Source organism: Gemmatimonadota bacterium (genome assembly GCA_041390125.1).
GTDB lineage: Bacteria > Gemmatimonadota > Gemmatimonadetes > Longimicrobiales > Gaopeijiaceae > JAGQIF01.
On sequence record JAWKQN010000007.1, the window covers coordinates 74,156 to 95,179 of the forward strand.

The 21,024-nt window shown below is 71.4% G+C and carries 17 protein-coding genes; 13 read left to right on the plus strand and 4 right to left on the minus strand.

Annotated elements, in window-relative coordinates; translation table 11 throughout:
- Positions 1-9: 9 nt before the first annotated feature.
- The 4 genes from R3E98_08320 to R3E98_08335 all read left to right on the plus strand — a co-directional run bounded on the left by R3E98_08320 (position 10) and on the right by R3E98_08335 (position 1,743).
- Positions 10-216 carry a cold shock domain-containing protein gene (locus R3E98_08320; protein ID MEZ4423398.1) on the plus strand — a complete coding sequence of 69 codons (207 nt, stop codon included), beginning with the start codon at positions 10-12 and terminating at the stop codon, positions 214-216.
- An 88-nt stretch (positions 217-304) separates the two neighbouring features.
- Positions 305-925, plus strand: coding sequence for a hypothetical protein (locus R3E98_08325; protein MEZ4423399.1), 621 nt, complete (start codon positions 305-307; stop codon positions 923-925).
- Positions 922-1,206 (plus strand): hypothetical protein, encoded by a 285-nt coding sequence (locus R3E98_08330; protein ID MEZ4423400.1) that lies wholly within the window; start codon positions 922-924, stop codon positions 1,204-1,206. The genes R3E98_08325 and R3E98_08330 overlap by 4 nt, the downstream gene beginning before the upstream one ends.
- Before the next feature lie 6 nt (positions 1,207-1,212).
- Complete coding sequence (locus tag R3E98_08335) at positions 1,213-1,743, plus strand: thioesterase family protein (protein ID MEZ4423401.1); 531 nt, start codon at positions 1,213-1,215, stop codon at positions 1,741-1,743.
- Positions 1,744-1,758: 15 nt separating this feature from the next.
- Here R3E98_08335 and R3E98_08340 read toward each other — a convergent pair whose 3' ends face one another.
- Positions 1,759-2,100, minus strand: coding sequence for a metalloregulator ArsR/SmtB family transcription factor (locus R3E98_08340; GenBank protein MEZ4423402.1), 342 nt, complete (start codon positions 2,098-2,100; stop codon positions 1,759-1,761).
- Positions 2,097-3,620, minus strand: coding sequence for a 4Fe-4S dicluster domain-containing protein (locus tag R3E98_08345; GenBank protein ID MEZ4423403.1), 1,524 nt, complete (start codon positions 3,618-3,620; stop codon positions 2,097-2,099). The genes R3E98_08340 and R3E98_08345 overlap by 4 nt, the downstream gene beginning before the upstream one ends.
- Before the next feature lie 131 nt (positions 3,621-3,751).
- Between R3E98_08345 and R3E98_08350 the strand changes: the two genes are divergently transcribed.
- Genes R3E98_08350 through R3E98_08360 form a run of 3 tightly spaced genes read left to right on the plus strand, consistent with a single transcriptional unit; the run spans position 3,752 to position 9,494 of the window.
- Positions 3,752-5,170: a rhodanese-like domain-containing protein gene (locus R3E98_08350; GenBank protein MEZ4423404.1), complete on the plus strand. Its 1,419-nt coding sequence runs from the start codon at positions 3,752-3,754 to the stop codon at positions 5,168-5,170.
- Complete coding sequence (locus R3E98_08355; protein MEZ4423405.1) at positions 5,167-7,983, plus strand: molybdopterin-dependent oxidoreductase; 2,817 nt, start codon at positions 5,167-5,169, stop codon at positions 7,981-7,983. Before R3E98_08350 ends, R3E98_08355 begins: the two co-directional genes overlap by 4 nt.
- A gap of 23 nt (positions 7,984-8,006) precedes the next feature.
- A complete protein-coding gene (locus tag R3E98_08360; protein MEZ4423406.1) occupies positions 8,007-9,494 on the plus strand; it encodes a SulP family inorganic anion transporter in 1,488 nt (495 codons plus the stop codon).
- Here the strand turns inward: R3E98_08360 and R3E98_08365 are convergent.
- A complete protein-coding gene (locus R3E98_08365; protein ID MEZ4423407.1) occupies positions 9,473-9,802 on the minus strand; it encodes an MGMT family protein in 330 nt (109 codons plus the stop codon). The two genes, R3E98_08360 and R3E98_08365, sit on opposite strands and share 22 nt — an antisense overlap.
- A gap of 473 nt (positions 9,803-10,275) precedes the next feature.
- On the opposite strand from R3E98_08365, the gene R3E98_08370 reads away from it, so the two are divergent.
- Complete coding sequence (locus R3E98_08370; protein MEZ4423408.1) at positions 10,276-13,092, plus strand: TonB-dependent receptor; 2,817 nt, start codon at positions 10,276-10,278, stop codon at positions 13,090-13,092.
- Positions 13,093-13,175: 83 nt separating this feature from the next.
- On the opposite strand, the gene R3E98_08375 is transcribed toward R3E98_08370, so the two are convergent.
- Complete coding sequence (locus tag R3E98_08375; GenBank protein MEZ4423409.1) at positions 13,176-15,251, minus strand: pyrroloquinoline quinone-dependent dehydrogenase; 2,076 nt, start codon at positions 15,249-15,251, stop codon at positions 13,176-13,178.
- A 149-nt stretch (positions 15,252-15,400) separates the two neighbouring features.
- Here R3E98_08375 and R3E98_08380 point away from each other — a divergent pair, with 149 nt between their 5' ends.
- From R3E98_08380 to R3E98_08400, 5 genes are all read left to right on the plus strand, one after another.
- Positions 15,401-16,543 (plus strand): histidine kinase, encoded by a 1,143-nt coding sequence (locus tag R3E98_08380; GenBank protein MEZ4423410.1) that lies wholly within the window; start codon positions 15,401-15,403, stop codon positions 16,541-16,543.
- Complete coding sequence (locus R3E98_08385; protein ID MEZ4423411.1) at positions 16,540-17,286, plus strand: LytTR family DNA-binding domain-containing protein; 747 nt, start codon at positions 16,540-16,542, stop codon at positions 17,284-17,286. Before R3E98_08380 ends, R3E98_08385 begins: the two co-directional genes overlap by 4 nt.
- Positions 17,283-17,789, plus strand: coding sequence for a prolyl-tRNA synthetase associated domain-containing protein (locus tag R3E98_08390; protein ID MEZ4423412.1), 507 nt, complete (start codon positions 17,283-17,285; stop codon positions 17,787-17,789). The genes R3E98_08385 and R3E98_08390 overlap by 4 nt, the downstream gene beginning before the upstream one ends.
- A 233-nt stretch (positions 17,790-18,022) precedes the next feature.
- Entirely contained in the window at positions 18,023-18,355 is a 333-nt protein-coding gene (locus R3E98_08395) for a PadR family transcriptional regulator (GenBank protein ID MEZ4423413.1), read from the plus strand.
- A 3-nt stretch (positions 18,356-18,358) separates the two neighbouring features.
- Positions 18,359-20,962 (plus strand): ADOP family duplicated permease, encoded by a 2,604-nt coding sequence (locus R3E98_08400; protein ID MEZ4423414.1) that lies wholly within the window; start codon positions 18,359-18,361, stop codon positions 20,960-20,962.
- The last annotated feature ends 62 nt before the right edge of the window (positions 20,963-21,024 follow it).

Consider the following 21,024-nt stretch of genomic DNA (forward strand, 5'->3'; position numbering starts at 1 on the left):
AACAGGAAGATGCGTACCAAGGGCACCGTGAAGTGGTTCAACGACGAGAAGGGCTTCGGCTTCATCACCGTCGAGGGCGGCGGCAAGGATTGCTTCGTCCATCACTCGGCGATCAAGGCCGACGGCTTCCGCTCGCTGAGCGAAGGTGACAAGGTGGAGTTCGACATGGTCCAGGGCACCAAGGGCCCGGCCGCGGAGAACGTCACCAAGGTCTGACGCTTCGGCGCTGGATCGAACGTCGGGGCCGTTCCGAGGCATCGGGACGGCCCCTTCGTCGTTTCTCCACCGGGAGGGAGGGACCGTGATGCGGTTGATGACGGGTGTCCTGGCGTGCTGCGCCTGGGTGGCTCCGCTGGTCGCCCAGGACGCCATCGGCGTGGGGATGGTCCAGGTGGAGGCGCGGATCGGTGAGCCGCTCTACTTCTTCGCCGAGCCGGAGTTCGACGCGCTGCCGGACGTCACCAGCGCGGTGGACAGCATCACGTTCGAGCAGGGCCCCTGGTATGTGGACATCGCCACGGCACCGCCCTGGCTGGTGCCCGAGACCCTCAAGCTCGACTACGACCTCCTGCTCTTCCGCGCCCACACGGTGCGACGCGACTTCGTCGAGGTCGTGGTCAACGGGCTGGACGGCCGCACGGCCTGGGTGGCGCGGGACCGGATCCGCTTCCGGCCCTGGTCCGAGTTCCTGCTGGAGGTCTACGCCGTCGAGGCGCTCGACGGTGTCTCCAATCCCGTGCGCCTGAAGCCGCTGGACCACGCGGCGGTGTTGGCGGAAGCGGTCCTGCCGCTCCGTCCGCTCGCGATGCGCGGGGACTGGCTGCAGGTCACGACCGACGGCCTCGCCGACCGGATCGCTCCCACCGGCTGGATCCGCTGGCGGGACGGCGAGCGTCTGCTCGTCACCTGGGCGTTGCTGTCGTGAGCGCCGGCGTGGCCGGCGCCGCGTATGTGTTCGCGATGCTCCTCGCCGGCTTCTTCACCGGTGGCCTCGTGGGCGGGCGGCTCCTCGCGAGTGGCATGGGCGTCGATCGCATCGCCGACGCGCTGGGGGGCGTGATGGTCGGGACCGGGCTGGGCGCGGTGATCGCGCTCGCCACGCTCGGTCGGTTGTCCGTCCGTGGCCGATGGGTGGGGGCGGGGGCGGCGTTCGGGCTGGCCCTCCTGGCCTTCGGTGTCGTGCGGCTCCTCTCCGCGCGCGGGTAGGGCACCATGGGCGAATGGCACCTGGGCTTCGACGTGCGCTGGGCCGATCTCGATCCCAACCAGCACGTGCGACACACGGCGTACGCGGACTACGGCACCCACGTGCGGATGTCGTGGTTGGCGAGCGCCGGGTTCGACGCGGCCCGCTTCGAGGCTCTGCGCATCGGGCCGGTGATCCTGCTGGAGCAGAATCGCTATCTCAAGGAAGTCGCCGCGGGGGATCGGCTGGAGTACGACCTCAAGGTCGCGGGTGCGTCGGAGGACGCGTCGCGCTTCCGGCTGCGCCACGAGATCCGGCGGGGCGACGGAAGGGTCGCCGCGCGCATCGAGGTGGAGGGAGGATGGATGGACCTCGACGCGCGCCGTTTGAAGCCGCCGCCGCCGGAGCTCGCCGCCGCCCTCCGGGCGCTGGTGCCGACGGACGACTTCGAACGCCTCGAACCGTACGGAAGCCGCCGCGCGCGCGGCGAGCGGGATGGCGTCGGCGAGGAGCGTCCGAGCCGCGGCGAGGCGGGCGAGGGAGACCGCAACGCCTGAGCGGGCGGTGCCGGATCAGCGCTCCGACGCGGCGTCCCGCGTGGCTGCGCGACGCGGCCGCACGGGGGGCACGCGCTCGCACATGAGGGCGCAGAGCCGCTCGACCCCGGGGTCGGCCACGCGGTAGCGCACCCAGAGCCCCTCGCGCCGGCGCTCGACGAACCCCGCCCTGTGCAGCACCTGGAGATGCTTGGAGACGTTCGCCTGCCGCAGCCCGGTGGCGTCGACCAGCTCCGACACGGTGCGTTCCCCGCCCATCAATCCGTTCAGCACCGCCAGGCGCGAGGGTTCGGCCAGCGCCCGGAACCGCGCCGCCACCTGCCGAACCTCCGGCCCCGACAGGCGCAGGGTGCTCACGCCAGGGCCACCGATTGCCCGGCCTGCACGAACGCGTGCTCGAAGAGGAACAGCCCCACCAGCCCAGCCACCAGGGAAGGCACGCCCCACCAGGGGGCCAGCACGCCGACCAGGGAGAGCAGCAGCCCGCCCCAGAACCAGCCCGCCCAGGCGCCCCGGATCAGCTCGTGGTGCGCGAGGCGCGCGTGGGCCGTGGCGCCGGCGCCCAGCGCTTCGCTGAGGACCAGCAGGACATGCCCGGCCGTGCTCCAGAGGAAGACCCAGCGCAGGGCCGGAAGGGGCCAGGCTCCGAAGGCCGGAGCGAGCAGCGCCAGCACGCCCGAGCCGGCCATCCCGGCCTGGGCCAGCAGGTGCACGGGGAGGAGCGGGTTCTGCCAGAGGTCGCGACCGCGCGACTGCGAGAACAGGAACGCCGTATAGACCGCCGTGAGGACGGCCAACGGAACGCCCGCGATCGCCAACCAGGGCGTCGCGCCGCTGCGACCCGTGACGGCCAGGCCCAACTGGGCCAAGAGCATCGCAGCGTATCCGCCTATGATGAAGCCACCCCGGACGAGCCAGCTGCGCCGCTGGGGCCGGACGAACAGGTACCAGAAGCGCGTCGGGTGCTCGAGATCCCAGATGAGCAACAGCCCCGTCAGCCCCAGGAAGGCCAGCCCCACACCGGGCGCGCCCCACCCCCACAGGTCGGAGGTCCACCCGAGCACCCCGGCCAGGCCGAGGGCCAGCGGCACCAGGTAGGCGCCGGCGGCCACCGACTTGGTCCAGGTGTACAGGCTCACGCGCCAGTCCCACGGCACGCTGTGCCCGACGTCGTAGGCCAGCAGGGCCGCGGCGGCGCTGCGTCCCTTGCGCGGGTGACCGCTGGCGACGGTGTGCGGTCCGGAGGGCTGCTCGCTCCAGAGATAGAGGCCCCCGTCCGGGCGGCGGGCCGCCAGCGGATCGAGCGTGGCCTGGGTGGCACCCTTGTAGAACAGCTTGGGTCGGGTCTCCTTCTCCGGACGCCGGACGGAGACGGCATCCCGGTGCACGATGCGCGAGACCTCGGAGAGCGGATCGTCCAGGTCCCCCACGAGGATCGCCTGCGTGGGACAGACGACCACGCAGGCGGGCTCCAGCCCCACGTCGAGACGGTGCGCGCAGAAGTTGCACTTCTCGGCGGAGTGGTCGTCCGGGTTGATGAAGATGGCGTCGTAGGGACAGGCGGCGATGCAGGCCTTGCAGCCGATGCACGCGGCCTTGTCGAAGTCGACGATCCCATCGGGCCGCTGGAACATGGCGGCCGTGGGGCACGCGGCCACGCAGGGCGGGTTCTCGCACTGGTTGCAGCGCGTGACCTGGAAGGCGCGGCGGGCCTGGGGGAACTCGCCCACCTCCACGTACTTGACGTACGTTCGGTTGACGGAGAGGGGCACCAGGTTCTCGGACTTGCACGCGGTCGAGCAGGCATGGCACCCGATACAGCGCGTGTGGTCGATGACCTTGGCCCAGCGCGCGGCGGAAGCGGCAGTCGTGGTCAAGCCGGCGGCTCTCCGGAAGGCAGTGGACGGGGCTGGTTGCCCATATAACCACGCAGGCATATACTCGCAAGCGCCGTCTCTGGAGGCAGGCGCGGTCCTGGCATACGCGGGACGTCCACCGACGAGGACCCATGTTCTTCCGACAGATCTTCGAGGAGAAGCTGGCGCAGTACGCCTACCTGGTCGGCTGCCAGCGCACCGGCGAAGCCCTCGTGATCGATCCCATGCGGGACGTGGAGCGCTACCGTCGCATCGCGGCGGACGAAGGGCTCCGGCTGGTCGCGGCCACGGAGACCCACATCCACGCCGACTTCCTCTCGGGCGTGCGGGAGCTGGTGGAGGCGCATGGGGTGACGGCCTGGCTGTCGGCCGAAGGAGGAGAGGGCTGGGAGTACACGTGGCCCGATCCCGCGCGTCACGACGTGCGCTGGCTGCGTCACGGGGACGCCTTCCACGTCGGCCACATCCGCCTCGAAGCGGTGCACACGCCCGGCCACACACCCGAGCACCTGAGCTTCCTCGTCACGGACGAAGGCGGAGGCGCCAGCGAGCCCATGGGGATCGCGTCGGGGGACTTCGTCTTCGTCGGCGACCTGGGCCGCCCCGACCTGCTGGAGACCGCGGCGGGTGTGGCCGGGGCGATGGAGCCTTCCGCGCGTCGTCTGTTCGCCTCCGCCACGCGCTTCCTGGAGCTTCCCGACTGGCTCCAGGTCTGGCCCGGCCACGGGGCCGGCAGCGCCTGCGGCAAGGCCCTGGGTGCCGTCCCCGAGTCCACCGTGGGCTACGAGCGGCGCTTCAGCGCCGCGCTGGACGTGGTACAGCGCTCCGAGCAGGAGTTCGTGGACTACATCCTGAGCGGGCAACCGGAGCCGCCGGTGTACTTCGCGGAGATGAAGCGACTGAACCGGGACGGGCCGCCGCTGCTGGGCGCGCTGCCGGAGCCGGGCCGCCTGGATGCGGCCGGCCTGCGCGCCGCCGTCGCCGACCCCGGCACGGTGGTCGTGGACACGCGCGCCGATCGCGCGGCGTGGATGCGCGGACACCTGGCAGGCAGCCTCTACGCGCCGCTGGACAAGACCTTCCCCACCATCGTCGGGTCGTACGTGACGCTCGAGCAGAAGGTGGTGCTGATCGTGGACGAGGAACGGGTGCAGGAGGCGGTGCTGGACCTGGTCCGCATCGGATACGACCACGTCCCCGGCTGGGCGGATCCCTCCCTGCTGGCGGACGCGACGGATCTGGTCTCCACGGACGTCATCGACATGGCGGAGCTGGAACGGCGCCGCCACCGCGCGGGAGCGCTGACGCTGGACGTACGCCGTCTGGATGAATACGAAGCCGGCCATGTCCCCGGTGCGCTCAACATCGCGCATACGCGCCTGCGGCTTCGCGAAGGCGAGGTGCCGAAGGACCGCGAGGTGCTCGTGTACTGCCGCACCGGCGCGCGGGCCGCGCCCGCCACCGCCCTCCTGGAGCGTGACGGCTACCGCGCCGTCTACGTGGACGACGAGTTCGCGGCCTGGGCGCCGCAGGCGGTGCACCCGGCATGACGCCACTGCGACCCTTTCCCCCCAAGGAGCGCTGGGACGACTGGACCGAGCTGGACGCGCAGGCCTGGCCGAAGCGCATGGAACGTCGCTACACGCTCGTGCCCACGACCTGCTTCAACTGCGAATCCGCGTGCGGCCTGCTTGCCTACGTGGACCAGGAGACCGGCCGCGTCCGGAAGCTGGAAGGGAATCCGGAGCATCCGGGATCGCGCGGCCGCAACTGCGCCAAGGGACCGGCCACGCTCAATCAGCTCCAGGATGCCGACCGCATCCTGCATCCCCTGAAGCGGGTGGGCGCGCGCGGCGAGGGCCGGTGGGAGCGCGTGGGGTGGGACGAGGCCCTGGACGACATCGCGGCCCGCATCCGCAAGGCCCTGCAGGACGGACGCGGGGAGGACGTGATGTACCACGTGGGCCGCCCCGGTGAGGACGGCTTCACCGAGCGCGTCATCGCGCAGTGGGGCATCGACGGCCACAACTCCCATACCAACATCTGTTCGGCGGGAGCGCGCACCGGCTACGCGTTCTGGATGGGCATCGACCGGCCCAGCCCGGACCATCAGAACGCCGACGTGATCCTGCTGCTCTCCAGCCACCTGGAGGCGGGGCACTACTTCAACCCGCACGCCCAGCGGATCATGGAGGGGAAGGCGCGCGGGGCCAAGGTGATCGTGCTGGACACCCGCCTGTCCAACACGGCCACGCACGCCGATCACTGGCTGTCTCCCTACCCGGGCTCCGAGGCCGCCATCTTCCTGGCCATCGCCTCCTGGATGATCCGGACGGAGCGCTACGACGCGGAGTTCGTGCGTCGCTGGTGGAACTGGCGCGAGTACCTGCAGGAGACCGAGCCGGGGCGTGAGCCGACGTTCGAGCGCTTCCACGAGGCGCTCGTGGAGCGCTACGCGGAGTACACCTTCGCCTTCGCGTCCGCCGAATCCGGGATCGACGCCTCGGTGCTGGAAGAGGTCGCCGCTGTGGTGGCCGGTGCCGGACCGCGTCTGGCCAGTCACACCTGGCGTTCCGCCTCCGCGGGCAACCTGGGGGGTTGGCAGGCCGCGCGTACGCTGTTCCTGCTCAACGCCCTCCTGGGCGCGGTGGCCGTGCCGGGCGGGACGTATCCCAACGCGTGGAACAAGTACGTGCCCCGGCCCATCCACCTGCCGCGACACCCGCGGACCTGGAACGACACCACGTGGCCCGACGAGTACCCGCTCGCGCACATGGAGATGTCCTTCCTGCTGCCCCACCTGATGCGGCGGCGGGAGCGACCGCTCGACGTCTACTTCTCGCGCGTCTACAACCCGGTCTGGACCAACCCGGACGGCTTCAGCTGGATCGAGATGCTGACGGACGCCGAGCGGGTGGGTCTGCACGTGGCGTTGACGCCCACCTGGAACGAGACCGCGTACTTCGCGGACTACGTGCTCCCCATGGGGCTGTCCTCCGAGCGCCACGATCTGACGTCGTACGAGCAGTACGACGGCCAGTGGATCGCCTTCCGGCAGCCGGTGCTGCGCGAAGCACGCACCCGCGCCGGCCAGAGCGTGGCCGACACCCGCGAGGTCAATCCCGGTGAGGTGTGGGAGGAGAACGAGTTCTGGATCGACCTGTCGTGGCGGGTGGACCCGGACGGGGCGCTCGGCATCCGCCCCTTCTTCGAGTCCCGGGAGCGACCGGGGGAGAAGCTCGGGCTGGACGAATACTACGGCTGGGCCTTCGCGAACTCCGTGCCCGGTCTACCGGAGGTCGCGGCCCGCGAAGGGCTGACGCCGTTGCAGTACATGCGCCGCTATGGTGCCTTCGAGGTGAGCCGCGGCGTGGGCACGCTCTACCAGCAGCCCGTCCCGCCCGACGAGCTCGACGACGTGCACGTGGATGCCCGCGGTCGGGTCTACACGCGTGCGCCCAAGCCCGCCACGGCCAACGTGGTCCCCCTGCCCGTTCCGGACGCGGACACCGAGGGACGCCGTCCGGTCGGGATCGACGTGGACGGCGAGATCCTGCGCGGCTTTCCGACGCCGAGCGGACGCCTGGAGTTCTGGAGCCGCACCCTGGCGGAATGGGGCTGGCCCGAGCTGGCCGTGCCGACCTACGTCAAGAGCCACATCCATCCGGAGCGGCTCGAGCCGGGGCAGGTGCCCCTCATCGCCACCTTCCGGTTGCCGGTGCACATCCACACCCGCAGCGCCAACGCGAAGTGGCTGGACGAGATCGCGCACTCCAACCCGTTGTGGATGCACCCCGAGCGGGCCGCGGAGATCGGTGTGCGAACGGGGGACCTGGTACGCGTGGAGACCCGCATCGGGCACTTCGTGGTGCGCGCCTGGGTCACGGAGGGCCTGCACCCGGGCGTGGTGGCGTGCTCCCACCACATGGGGCGGTGGCGCCTGGACGGGCCCGGCCAGCGGGCCGCCATGGCCACCGTGTCCCTGGGCGGTGGCGGATCGGCGCGTAGCCTGCGCCAGACCGGGACGCCGGGTCCCTTCGACTCGGACGACCCCGACACGCGGCGCATCTGGTGGACGGACGCCGGGGTGCACCAGAACCTCACGTTCGGCGTGCAGCCGGATCCGGTCTCCGGCGCCCACTGCTGGCATCAGGCGGTGCGGGTCCGGCGCGCCGAGCCGGAGGACCGCTACGGGGACGTGCACGTGGACCTGGAGCGCTCGCGCGCGGTCTTCGACGAATGGCTCGCGCTGGCGCGCCCCGCGTCCCGCCATTCGCCGGACGGGACCCGCCGTCCGCACTGGCTGCTCCGTCCCGTGCGGCCGGAGCGGGAGGCCTATCGGCTCGCCGAGGAGGAGCGCTGAAGGCGCGCTTCTCCTGGCACGACATCGTCGCCGGCGTGAGCGTCGCGCTGGTGCTGGTCCCGCAGTCCCTGGCCTACGCCGAGCTGGCGGGGCTGCCCGGGCACCATGGGCTGTGGGCCGCGGCGGCAGCGCCGCTCGCCGCCGCGCTCCTGGCATCCTCCCCGTTCCTGCAGACCGGTCCCGTGGCCGTCACGTCGCTGCTCACCCTGGGGGCGCTCGTGCAACTCGCTCCGGTGGGGAGCGAGCGCTACGTGGGCCTGGCCGCGCTGCTGGCGATCGTGGTGGGGCTGGCGCGCCTGCTGATCGGGCTGTTCCGCGTGGGGTGGATCTCGTACCTGATGTCGCAGCCCGTCATCCTGGGCTTCATGACGGGCGCGTCCGTGCTGATCGCGGCCTCGCAGCTCCCGGCGCTCCTGGGCGTGCGGCGCGCCGGCGGTGGTGTGCTGGCGGACGCGGTGGCCGCGCTGGTGGAGCCTTCGGCGTGGTCGGGGTCGGCGGTGGTGGTGGGGATGGTCTCCATGGCGATCATCGTGGGGCTGCGCCGCCTCTCACCCCGCGTGCCGGGTGTGCTGGTCGCCGCGCTGGGCGCGTTGCTCTACTCGCACTTCCTCGGCTACACCGGACCCGTGCTCGGCGGCATCGATGCCGGGCTGCCGCCCGTCACGCTGCGCCTGCCCTGGACGGCGCTTCCGGCGCTGCTGCTGCCGGGCGTGGTGATCTCCCTGGTGGGATTCGCGGACGTGGCGGCCATCGCCCGCACGTACGCCACCCGCGACCGGCAGCACTGGGATCCGGATCGCGAGTTCCTGGGGCAGGGGGTGGCGAACCTGGCCGCGGGCCTGGTGTCCGGCTACCCCGTCGGCGGCTCCTTCGCGCGCAGCAGCCTGGGCCGCTCCAGCGGCGGACGTACCCGCTGGACGGGGTTCGTCACCGGCGCGGCCGTCCTGGGGTTCCTTCCGTTCGCCGGGGTGGTGGCGGCGCTTCCCAGCGCCACGCTGGCCGCCATCGTGCTGACCGCCACCTGGGGGCTCATCGATCTGAAGACCATGGCGCGCGTGATGTCGCTCTCGGTCTCCCAGGGACTCGTGGCGCTCACCACCTTCGCCACCACCCTGCTGTTCGCACCGCGCATCGACCTGGCGGTCGTGGTGGGAATCGCCACTTCGCTGGTCGTGCATGCGTGGCGGGAGCTGCGCCTGGAGCCCAACGTCCAGATCGAGGGGGACGTCGTCCACGTGGCCCCTCAGGGCGTCCTGTGGTTCGCGTCCGCTCCCTTCGTGGAGCCGGAGCTGTTGTGGGCGCTCTCCCAGTACGAGGGGGCGCGCAAGCTGCGGGTGGATCTCAAGGGCCTGGGCCGGATCGACCTGTCGGGTGCGCTCGCGCTGCGTCGTATCCTCGATGACGCGCGCGACGCGGGTCTGGAGACCGAGCTGGTGGGGGTGCCGCTGCACGCCGAGCGCATGGTCCGGCGCGTGCTGCGCCCCGACGATCAGGACGCGGAGCTGCCGTAGCGCTCCAGGTCGATGCGACCGTTCGCAGCGAAGCGCACCCCTTCCTGCCGGAGCAAGGCGTGCTGGATCCGCTCCGACAGCGGTCCGGCGCTCCGGCGGCTGATCTCGCCCCGCGCATTCACCACCCGGTGCCAGGGCACGTCGGAGTCGTCGGGCAGGGCCGCCAGCGCGTATCCGACCTGGCGGGCATGGCCCGGGAGCCCGGCCTGGCGTGCCACGTCCCCGTAGGTGGAGACCCGACCCGCAGGGATGGCGCGCACGACGCGGTAGATGCGGGTGTAGGCCGAGCCGTGCGTTCGGGACGCCATCACGGGCCTCCTGCCGGCGTGGGGACGTGCGCCATCTCCGCATCCCTTGTCCGTGTCGATCGTCGCTGCAGAAGCACCAGCACGATCGGACGATGCCGGGGACGGACGGGCATGGATCGCGCGGGGCCGGAGGTTACGCAGCCGGGCTCGGTGGACGGACCAAGCTAGGACGCTTCCGACCGAACGGAAACGCGCATCCGCTACGCCGGGCAGGGCGTCCCGCGGTCCACCGGATGGTCCCGACCGGGGCGCCGTCGGGAGGCGCGGCGGATGGCTCGCCGACCCGTGCCCTGGACGCCGTCGCGATCCCTTGCAGGACGGGGAAGCCTCCCCGTATGGTGCCGATACGTCTTCCCTCGTCTTGACGGTGCGCTCCGTCTCACCCCCCCGGAGCCGGATCAGCCGCCGTAGAGGAGCTCGCGGAGCCGAACGGCTCCGTATCGGCAGGGGAGAACCACGGATGGAGGAGCAGGATGACTCGAGTGCTACGATTCCTCTTTGCCGCGGCGCTGCTCGTGGCTCTGCCCGGTGTGGCGGAGGCCCAGAACGGCACCGTGGCCGGCCGGGTCACCGGCGAGGACGGGTCGGCCATCATCGGCGCCCAGGTGAGCCTCGCGGGGACCGGGCAGGGCGGCATCACGAACGCACGCGGTGCGTTCCTCATCGTGAACGTGCCTCCGGGCTCGTACACGTTGGAAGTGCAGATGCTGGGGTATCAGACGTCGAATGTCACCATCAACGTCACCGGGGGACAGACCGTCACCCACAACTTCCGGCTGGCCCAGACCGCGGTGGCCATCGAGGGCGTCGCGGTCACGGTCGGCTCGCGGCGCGCGGTGACGGCGGCGGACGAGCTGGCGGTGCCGGTGGACGTCTACAGCAGGGATGAGATCCAGCTGGCCACACCCCAGCTGGAGGTGGCGACCATCCTGCAGGAGCTGTCGCCCGCCATCTACTTCCCGCGGCCGCAGATCGCCGACCTCACGTCCGGCGTGCGTCCCTTCCAGCTGCGGGGCTTGAGCCCCGACCACTCGCTGGTGCTGATCAACGGCAAGCGGCGTCATTCCACCGCCGTGGTGCACGTGTTCGGTGCCGCGTCGGGCGGCGCCGGCTCGTCCGGTGTGGACATGAACGCCATCGTGCCGTCCGCCATGGGCGGCATGGAGATCCTTCGTGACGGCGCCGCGGCCCAGTACGGGTCCGACGCCATCGCGGGTGTGATCAACGTGCAGCTGCGGGACGACATCCACGCCCCCGAGTTCTCCGCCACGGTGGGACAGTACCGGCCGCAGAACTTCGACCCGGATGGTGAGCGCTACGAGTTCACCGGCAGCACGGGCATCGGACTCGGTGACCGCGGTACGCTGGTGGTGAGCGGCATGTTCTCGCAGCGCGGCAAGACGGACCGGGCCGGTCCGGATCCCCGCGACCAGATCGTGCCCGGGGATGCGGATTCCATCGCCGACACGAACGGGGACGGGATCGGCGAGGTCATCCAGAAGCGGAACGACGTCACGCAGCCGAACCACGTCATCGGCGACGGCGACACCAAGAACGGGGGCGCGTTCGTCAACCTGAACTACGGGCTGAACGAGGATCAGACGCACAGCCTGTACGCCTTCGGCGGCTACACCTACCGGCGGGACATCTCCAGCGGCTTCTTCCGGCGCGGCCTGGACAACCGCAACTGGCCGCAGATCCATCCGCTGGGCTTCCTGCCCAAGTTCCGGGGTGACGCCACCGACTTCATGTGGGTCACCGGCGTCCGCGGCTTTGCGGGGGAGTGGAACTACGACGTCAGCGGACAGTGGGGCCGCAACACGCTGTCCACGGACATCTTCGACACGCACAACGTGTCGCTGGGGCCGTGCACGGACATGCAGTGCAGCAACGCACCGGGCGAGAGCCTGGCGCCGGGGCCGGACGGCATCCTGGGCACGTCGGATGATCCGGGCATCCCCAACAAGACGGACGTCTATGCCGGGAGGCTGATCGCCAATCAGGCAGTGGTGTCGGTGGACTTCAACCGGGGCGTGGACGTGGGCGCCACCTCGCCGCTGAACGTGGCGTTGGGCGTCGCCTTCCGGCGGGACAACTTCCAGATGGAGGCCGGGGAGCCCGCGTCCTACGTGAACGGCTACCATCCGAACCGCTCGGGTGGCATCGCTGCGGTGGGCAGCCAGGTCTTCACCGGCTTCCGCCCGGACCAGGAGGTCAACGCTTCGCGGAACAACGTGGGCGCCTACGCCGACCTGGAGCTCGAGGCCACGGACCGGCTACTGATCGCGGCGGCCGCGCGCTTCGAGAACTACAGTGACTTCGGCAGCACGGTCACCGGAAAGCTGGCGGCCCGCCTGCAGGCGAGCGAGCAGTTCATCCTGCGCGGTGCGGCCAGCACCGGCTTCCGGGCGCCCAACCTGAACCAGAGCTACTACAGCCACGTCTCCACCGGCTTCCGCACCGACCCGAACAACCCGGGCAACCAGGTGGCGTACGAGATCGGCGAGATCCCGGTGGAGTCGCCCGAGGCGAGCGCGTTGGGCGCCGAGCCGCTGCAGGAGGAGACGTCCGTCAACTTCTCCGGCGGTCTGGCGTTCACGCCCATCGAGCGTCTGACCTTCACGGTGGACGGCTACCTCATCGACGTCGACAACCGGATCATCCTGACCGGCTCGCTCGAGGGCCCGACGGTCGAGCGCCTCCTGGCGAACGTGAACGCTCCGACGGTGAAGTTCTTCACCAACGCGGTGGACACCCGTACGAAGGGTGTCGACGTCACCGGCCGGTACCGGCATGCGCTGGCCGGCGGGCGGTACTTCGAGTTCCTGGCCCAGTACAACCGCAACTCGGTGGAGGTCACGGGTGTGCAGGTGCCGGCCGTGATCGCCGAGATCGCGGACCAGGTGTTCGACAGCGGCGACGAGTACGTCCTGGAGAACGGTCGTCCGCGCGACCGCGCCACGCTCCGTACCCGCTACGTGCAGGACCGCTTCAACGTGGGGCTGGCCGGCAACTGGTATGGCCAGCAGATCGACCGCCTGGAAGAGGGCGCCACACCGGCCGAGGACGTCTTCCTCGAAAACGGCCCGCACTTCGTGGTGGACGCGGACGCCACCTTCCAGGTGACGGAAGGCCTGCGTTTCTCCATCGGTGCCGAGAACCTGCTCAATGCCGAGCCGGTCGTGGTGCCGGACGGCTACAACTTCAGCGGGATCTTCCCGTTCGACAGCTCGTCAGGTCTGAGCATGAACGGGCGCTACATCTACACCCGCGTGCAGGTGAGCTTCTGACGGCAGGGCTCATCCGCATGTGATACGACGAGGGGCACCCCGGCGGGGTGCCCCTCGCTTCGTTCGTGACCCGGTGGGTCGCGTCACTCCGGCAGGGCAAACGCGACGATCCAGTCGCCCGGGGATCCGATCCCGGAACGTCCTCCTGCGGCGATGACCACGTACTGCCGTCCGTTGTGGCGATACGTCATGGGGGCGGCCTGCCCACCCGCCGGCAGCGGCGCCTCCCAGAGGAGGGCACCGGTCGACGTGGCATAGGCACGGATGCGGTCGTCCATGCCGCCGGCGATGAAGGTCAGCCCACCCCCGGTAGCGAGCGGGCCTCCGAAGGTCAGTGAGCCCCACTCTGGAGAAGCCGTCACACCCTGCGGCAGCAGCCGCTCCGGCACACCGCCATGGGGCCGCTCCCAGCGGAGGGTTCCGGTGGACAGATCCACCGCCACGAGCTTCGACCACGGCGGGGGAGAGCAGGGGAGACCGCTCGGCGCCACCAGGGGCATGCGCGTCATGCCATACGGGGTTCCGCCCTGGGACGCGTATTCGAGCCCGGGCGCGCGGTCGCGCAGGCCGCGCTCGAAATCGTTCCGCCGATGGAGTTGCACGAACATGGCCAGTCGCTTCACCGGCACGATGAGCGTCTGCCGTACCGGATCCCACGCCGCGCCGTCCCAGTTCATCCCGCCGCCGAAGCCGGGCCACAGCAGCGAGCCCTCCAGGGAGGGAGGGGTGAAGATCCCGTCGTTCCGCAGGCGAGCGATCCAGCCGCTGCAGAAGGCCCGCTCCTCGTCCGTCAGGCCGAACGCGGAGTCCGGGGTCAGGACGGTCTCGTGCAGAGCCGGAAGCGAGGGAAAGGGCTGCGTGGGCCACGCGCGCTCCCCCGGCACGTCGCTGGCCGGCACCGCGCGTTCCTCGACGGGGTCGAGCGGCGCTCCGGTCTCGCGGTCCAGGAGGAAGAGGTGGCCCATCTTGGTGCCGACGAGCACGGCCGGCAGTGTCCGGCCGCCGCGCTCCACGTCCAGCACGATCGGCTGGGAGGCCACGTCGTAGTCCCACAGGTCGTGGTGCACGACCTGGAAGGACCAGACCACTTCGCCGGTCGTCGCACGGACGGCCACCACGGAGTTGGCGAAGTCATTGCGGCCCGGGCGCTCACCCCCGTAGAAGTCGGGAGCGGCGCTGCCGGTCGGGAGGAAGACCAGCCCGCGCTCGAGGTCCGCCGAGATGGGCGCCCATACGTTTGCGCCGCCGGTCGTGCGAGCGGCCTCCTCGGACCAGCCCGACCAGCCTGGCGCGTCGGGAGAGCGGGGAATGGGATCGAAGCTCCAGAGCAGGCTGCCGCTGCGCACGTCGTAGGCCCGCACGATGCCGGACTCCACGTCCTTGCGCCGGTTGTCGCCGATGGCGGAGCCGACCACGAGCACGTCGCCCACCACGGCCGGCGGGGACGTGACGAGGTAGTCGCCAACGTCCACGGCCCGGCCGCCGAGGGCAACATCGGTCGAGAGATCCACGCGCCCGTCCTGCCCGAAGGCGGCGCAGGTCTCGCCGCGATCGGCATCGAGCGCGATGAGCTCCGCCTCGATCGTCGCGATGAAGATCCTTCGCCCGCACGGCGTGCTGGCGTCGGCGGCGGGATCGTCCCAGGCGGACACGCCGCGCGAGATGAAGTCCTCGGAATATCCGTGATCGACGTCGACATGGGGATCGAAGGCCCAGCGCTCGGCCCCGGTTGCGGGATCGAGTGCGAGGACGCGATTGAGCGGAGTGGAGACGTAGAGCGTGCTCCGGCGCATCAGGGGAGTCGTCTCGAACCGGATATCCTGACCGTGGCAGCCACTGCAGCCGGCGCCAGCGGACGCGGCGGCGGGTTCTCCGTCGGGACGGATCCCGTCGGCTCCGTGGGAGCCGCGATCGAACATCTCCGGCGGCAGATCCCCCGCGCGGACGCTCCACGCCACCTCGAGTCGGTCGACGTTGGACGTGTCGATGGCGTGGAGGTCGGACCAGCGCCGTCCCCCCGCATCCCCCGCGTGCGCCTTCCACTCGACGTCGGGCGGGAGGGCCTCGCCGCCCGCCCGACTGCAGGCGTTCGACCCGAGGGGGACAAGGAGAGCGAGGATCAAGGAACGGCGCGTGGATGCGGCGGGACAGGCGGCCATGGCGCTCGAGCTCCGTACGGGGATCGGGTCCGGGAACGATGGCGGGGTCGGCCGTCCGGCGACCACGGTTCAGGGACGGCCGGGACAGGGCCGGGACGAACGGGACGCCGAGGCCTTTGCCGGCGGGGTGCGGTGGCCGAATCTCAGGGATGACCTCCACGCCGGAGCCGCAGCGCGCCGAGGGCACCGCCCCGGGCCCCCCCGGGGCCGGGCGAACCGCGCTCGTCCTGTTGGCGCTCTTCTTCCTGCTCGAGTCCATCACCCGGACCGCGTACTTCCACTTCGGTGCGCGCGCCACCGGGTCCGGCCGACCCTTCCTCGACACGCTCATCTCCGAAACCACCGGCTCGGCGGGGCTGATCGCGATGTTCGTGGTCGTGATCGTGCCGCTCACCCGCCGCTGGCCCCTGCGCCGGGACGGCTGGGCGGCAGCGTTGCCCCGCTACGCCGCCGGCTTCCTAGTCTATACGGTCGGCAAGACCTGCACGATGTGGGCGCTGCGAGCGCTGCTGTTCCCGCTGGCGGGCCTGGGGTTCTACGACTACGGTGCGCTCGCGGACCGCTTCGTGATGGAGGGCGCGAACGATGTCCTGGGCTTTGCGCTCCTCGTGGCGCTCGTGCACGCCGCCCGGGCCTGGGAGCACGAGCGGGAGCGGCGTCTCCACCAGGCCCGCTTGGAGGCGAGCTTGCACGCGGCGCGCCTGCAGGCCCTGCAGGGTCAATTGCAGCCGCACTTCCTCTTCAACACCCTGAACACGATCTCGTCCGTGATGTACGGCGATCCGGCGCGCGCCGATCGGCTCCTCTCGCGCCTGTCGGAGCTTCTCCGCTTCTCGTTGCAGGCTCCGGAGCAGTCGCGGATCACGATCGAGCAGGAGCTGCAGGTCCTGGAGCGATACCTGGAGATCATGCGCGCCCGCTTCGAGGATCGGCTGTGCGTGCAGGTGTCGCTGCAACCGCAGGCCCGGGGAGCCGCCATCCCGCCCTTCCTCCTGCAGCCCCTCGTGGAGAACGCCATCGAGCACGGAGGACGCGACCGACCCGAGGGCGTGCGGATCGACGTCCGCATCGACCGGGTGGGCAGCGATCTGCGGATCCGGGTGGACGACGACGGACCGGGACCGGAGGCGGGGGGTGGTGACGCCCCTGGAGAGGGGATCGGTCTGCACAACACACGCGAACGACTGCGCCTGCTGAACGGACCGGAGGCGCGGTTGGACCTGACGGTCGCGGACGGAGGTGGCGGGCGCGCCGAGGTGCGGGTGCCGTTCGTGGTCGAGGGCCAGCCGTGACGAAGCCGACCGCCCTGATCGTGGATGACGAGCCCCACGCGCGCGCGAAGTTGCGGCGACTCCTGGAGCAGGACGGACGCATGGACATCGCGGGCGAGGCGCGCGACGGCCTCGAAGCCGTGGCAGCCCTGGAGACGGTGCGGCCCCATACCGTGTTCCTGGACGTACAGATGCCCGGCCTGGACGGCTTCGGGGTCCTGGACGCGCTCGACCCGACCCTCACGCCCCATGTCGTCTTCGTCACGGCCCACGACGCGCACGCCCTGCGTGCGTTCGACGTCCACGCCGTGGACTACCTGCTCAAGCCGGTGGACCCGGATCGGTTCGTGGAGGCCGTGGACCGAGCGCTGGAGGCGCCGCGCCGGGGTGGTCTCGCGCGCTCCGTCCGTGCATCACTGCCCCCGGAGCGTCAGATCGTCGAACGGTTCCTGGTCCGCGTGCGCGGGCGTATGATCCTCGTTCCGGTGGAACGGGTGGAATACATCTCCGCGGCCGGCAACTATGCCGAGCTGCACGTGGGGAAGGAGGTACACCTGGTGCGGGGGACCCTGCAGGAGTTGGAGGACCGATTGCCCGAGATGCGCTTCCGGCGCATCCACCGCTCGACGATCGTGAACCTGGACCACGTGCAGGAGTTGCAGCCGTGGTCCCACGGGGACCTGACCGTCGTGTTGCGCTCGGGCACGGAGCTGCGCCTGAGCCGCCGCTACCGCGAGCGGCTGCACGGGGTGTTCGGACCATGAGCGAGAGCGCCCTCCCCGCCACCCCCGCCGACCTGCTCGCGCGCCTGGACGCGCTGGGCATCGACCATCATACCATCGAGCACCCACCCGTCTTCACGGTGGACGAAGCCAAGCGTCTGCGGGGGCGCATCCCGGGCGCGCACGTGAAGAACCTCTTCCTGCGCGACAAGAAGGGCGTGATGTGGCTCTTCACGTGTCTGGAGGACCGGGACGTCGATCTGCTCTGGCTGGCCGACCAGATCGGCTGCAAGCGGTTCTCCTTCGGGAGCGCCGAGCGGCTACTCCGCACGCTCGGCGTGGAGCCGGGGTCGGTCACGCCCTTCGGCGTGATCAACGACCGCGCACGCGAGGTGGGAGTGGCCCTGGACCGGGGTCTCCTGGACCATGACCCGCTCAACTTCCATCCCCTCGTCAACGACCGCACGACCGCCGTCTCGCCGTCCGGGCTGGTCCGTTTCCTCGAGGCTGAGGGGCATCCGCCGCGCTGGATCGCCTTTCCCTAGCCGGCGTCCCGGCGTCCCGGGACGCACTCCGCGTCCGGCCATTCCTCTCCCGCACGGGTCGGCCGTCCAACGCCGTCCACGGGTACGCCCTGGCGGGCGTACCCTAAATCGCTTATGCTTTACCCTGAGCGGTTTAGGCAACAGGCGGGGCGCAGGCTCCGTGCGCAGGCGCCGCGGGTCCACCTAGCCCAGCGGGAGGCGCCGGCGCACGAGGATCTCGAAGGGGCGATGGAATGGACGGACGGGTCGAGCTGGTTCCCGGTACCCTGGACATGCTGGTCCTCAAGGCGCTCTCGGTGGAGCCGCTCCACGGGTTCGGGATCGCGCGCTGGATCGAGCGCATCACGGGCGATCGCCTCACCGTGGAGGAGGGAGCGCTGTATCCCGCACTCCATCGGCTGGAGAAGCGGGGTTGGCTGCGGTCCGCCTGGGAGCGCAGCGAGCGTGGCCGTCGCGCACGCGTCTACCAGCTGACGGCCGAAGGCCGCTCGGAGCTCGAACGACTGACCGCGCGCTGGGAGGGCTCGGCGTGGGCGGTGCAGCGGATCCTGGACGCGGAGGGGTGAGGAATGGGAACGGATCCAGAAGGGCGGCGCATCCGTGAGGAGATGGAGCACCACCTCGACGAGCTGCGCAGCGCGCTCGAGCGCGAGGGGCTGACCCCGGAGGAGGCGCGGCGGGAGGCGGAGCGGCGCTTCGGCGACCGCGACCGCGTGGCGCGCCAGACCCTGCGCGCGGGTGGAGCGGGGACGAGCGGCGCGTGGCGCGGCCTGCGCTCGGACCTGGTGCAGGTCGGTCGGGGGCTCGTCCGCGCGCCGGCGTTCGCCGGCGGGGTCCTGATCACCATCGCGCTCACGCTCGGCGCGGCCATCACCGTGTTCGGGGTGGTGTGGGACGTCCTGCTCCGTCCCCTCGCGCTACGGGACCCCGATGCCCTCGTGGTGCTGGCGGAGCGGATGCCCGCAGACGGGATCGAAGGCTCGCCCACGTCCACGGGCACCTATCACGATTGGCGGCGCGAGCTCACGCGCGTGCAGGATCTGGTCGCGTGGGAGTGGGGATCCTGGACGCACGAGGATCCGGAGCGTCCGGAGGAGCTGATCGGTGTGCGCATCCGCGGCGACGCGTTCGCCGTGCTGGGGATCGAGGCGGCCCTGGGGCGCGTGCTGGCCCGCGAGGACGAAGTCGACGGCGCGCCCGCGACGGCGCTCCTGCTCTCGCACGGCTACTGGACGCGGCGCTTCGGACAGGATCCCGGCATCGTGGGCCGCACGGTCCGGGTGGACGGTGTGGATCGCACGGTGGTGGGGGTGCTGCCGCCGCGTCTCGAGCTGATCGGCCCGGACGCGGAGATCTTCCTGCCCAGCGGCCTGGTTCCCGAGGAGGCCACCAATCGCGGCGGGCGCACCGTCACAGCGGTGGGGCGGCTCGCCCCCGGTGCGACCGTGGCCGATGCGGCACGCGAGGTGGCCGCGCTCACGGAGCGGATCGCCGAGACGTACCCGACCTCCGCGCGGGGCTGGAGCGCCGACGCCGTGCCACTCGGCGAGTTCCTGGTGGGTTCGGTGCGTCCTCGTCTGCTGGCCGCGAGCGCCGCCGTGGCCCTCCTGGTGTTGGTGGCGCTGGTGAATCTCACCACGCTCTTCCTGGTGCGCGCCTCCGACCGCACGCGCGAGACAGCCGTGCGCGCGGCGCTCGGCGCGTCACGCCCGCAGCTCCTGCGCATCCCCCTGCTGGAAAGCCTGTTGCTGGCGGGGGTGGGCGGCGCGGGAGGGCTGCTCCTGGCCCGGGCGCTCTCCGGGTGGGTGGTCTCCACGCCGGGGCTGGCCCTGCCTCGCAGCACGACGGCCGGGCTGTCGCCCCTCACCGTCCTGGTCGCGGCGCTCCTGGCGCTCGGCGTTGGGCTGCTCGCGGGTCTCTGGCCGGCGCTGGAGGGCGTCCATCGCGCTCTGGCCTCGCTGGGCCGGGGGACGGCCGGGCAGCGCACGACCGGTCGGGACGTCCGCTCGCGGCACGGCCTGGTGGTCCTGCAGCTCGGGCTGACCACCGTGCTGCTCATCGGGGCCGGTCTGTTCGTCCGCACGGTGCGGGCCGTCGGAGACGTGGACCTGGGCTTCACACCCGAGCAGACGGTCGCGGCCCGCGTCTCCATCGACGGGGAGCGCTACAGCGATCGGGCTGCCCAGCGCGCCTACCAGGACCGCCTGCTGGAGCGGGTGCGCGCCCTTCCCGGGGTGAGCGCCGCCGGGTTGACGTCCGCCCTGCCCATGGATCCGGTGGCGGCCAACTTCGACCTGCCGACCCGCACGTCCGAGGGCACGCCCTGGGGGGAGGCGGCCCAGGTGGACTTCCGCATGGTGAGCGACGGCCTGGACCGCGCCCTCGGGCTGCGCGTGCGCGAAGGCCGCTTCTTCGCCGCGGAGGACCGGGGCGGGCCGCTCGTGGCCGTGGTCAATCGGACGCTGGCCGAGGCCTTCTGGCCCGGAGAGTCGGCGGTGGGCCAGCGCATCCAGAACGTCTGGCGCCAGGACGCCTTCGCCGAGGTGGTGGGGGTGGTGGAGGATACGCGCTTCTACGGACCCACCGAATCGCCCCGGCGCGAGATGTACGTGCCGCTGCACCAGTCGGGCTTTTCGTTCCTCACGGTGGTCGCGCGGGGAGAGGCGGGCGCCGATGCGCTCCAGGCCGCGCTCGAGCAGGCGGTCGTCGACGTGGATCCGCTGCTCCCCCCACAGTCGGTGTTCCCGGTGGCGACGCTGGTCTCCGCGAACACCGCCACGGAGCGCTTCTACGCGACGCTGCTCTCCGCGTTCGCTCTGCTGGCGCTGATCCTGGCGGCGGCGGGCATCTATGCCGTCCTTGCCTACGGCGTGCGCCTGCGGACGCGCGAGCTGGGCGTGCGCATGGCGCTCGGCGCGAGCCGCGGCGCGGTCACGGCCATGGTGCTGCGGAGCGGCCTCGTGTTGGGCGGCATCGGTGCCCTGCTCGGCCTGCTGGGCGCGTTGCCCGCCACTCGCCTCGTCGGCGGGATGCTCTACGGCGTCTCGCCCCTGGACCCGGCGACCTGGGTCGGCGTGTCCGCCCTCCTGCTGGCGGTGGCGGGGCTGGCCTGCCTGAGTCCCGCGCTCCGGGCCGCGCGCCTCGACCCGGCCCGCGTCCTCCAGGACGAGTAGGGTTGGGAGGTGCGCGGCCCGCGGCCCACCCGCGTCCGGTCGCCCGACGTGTGCAGCGCCTG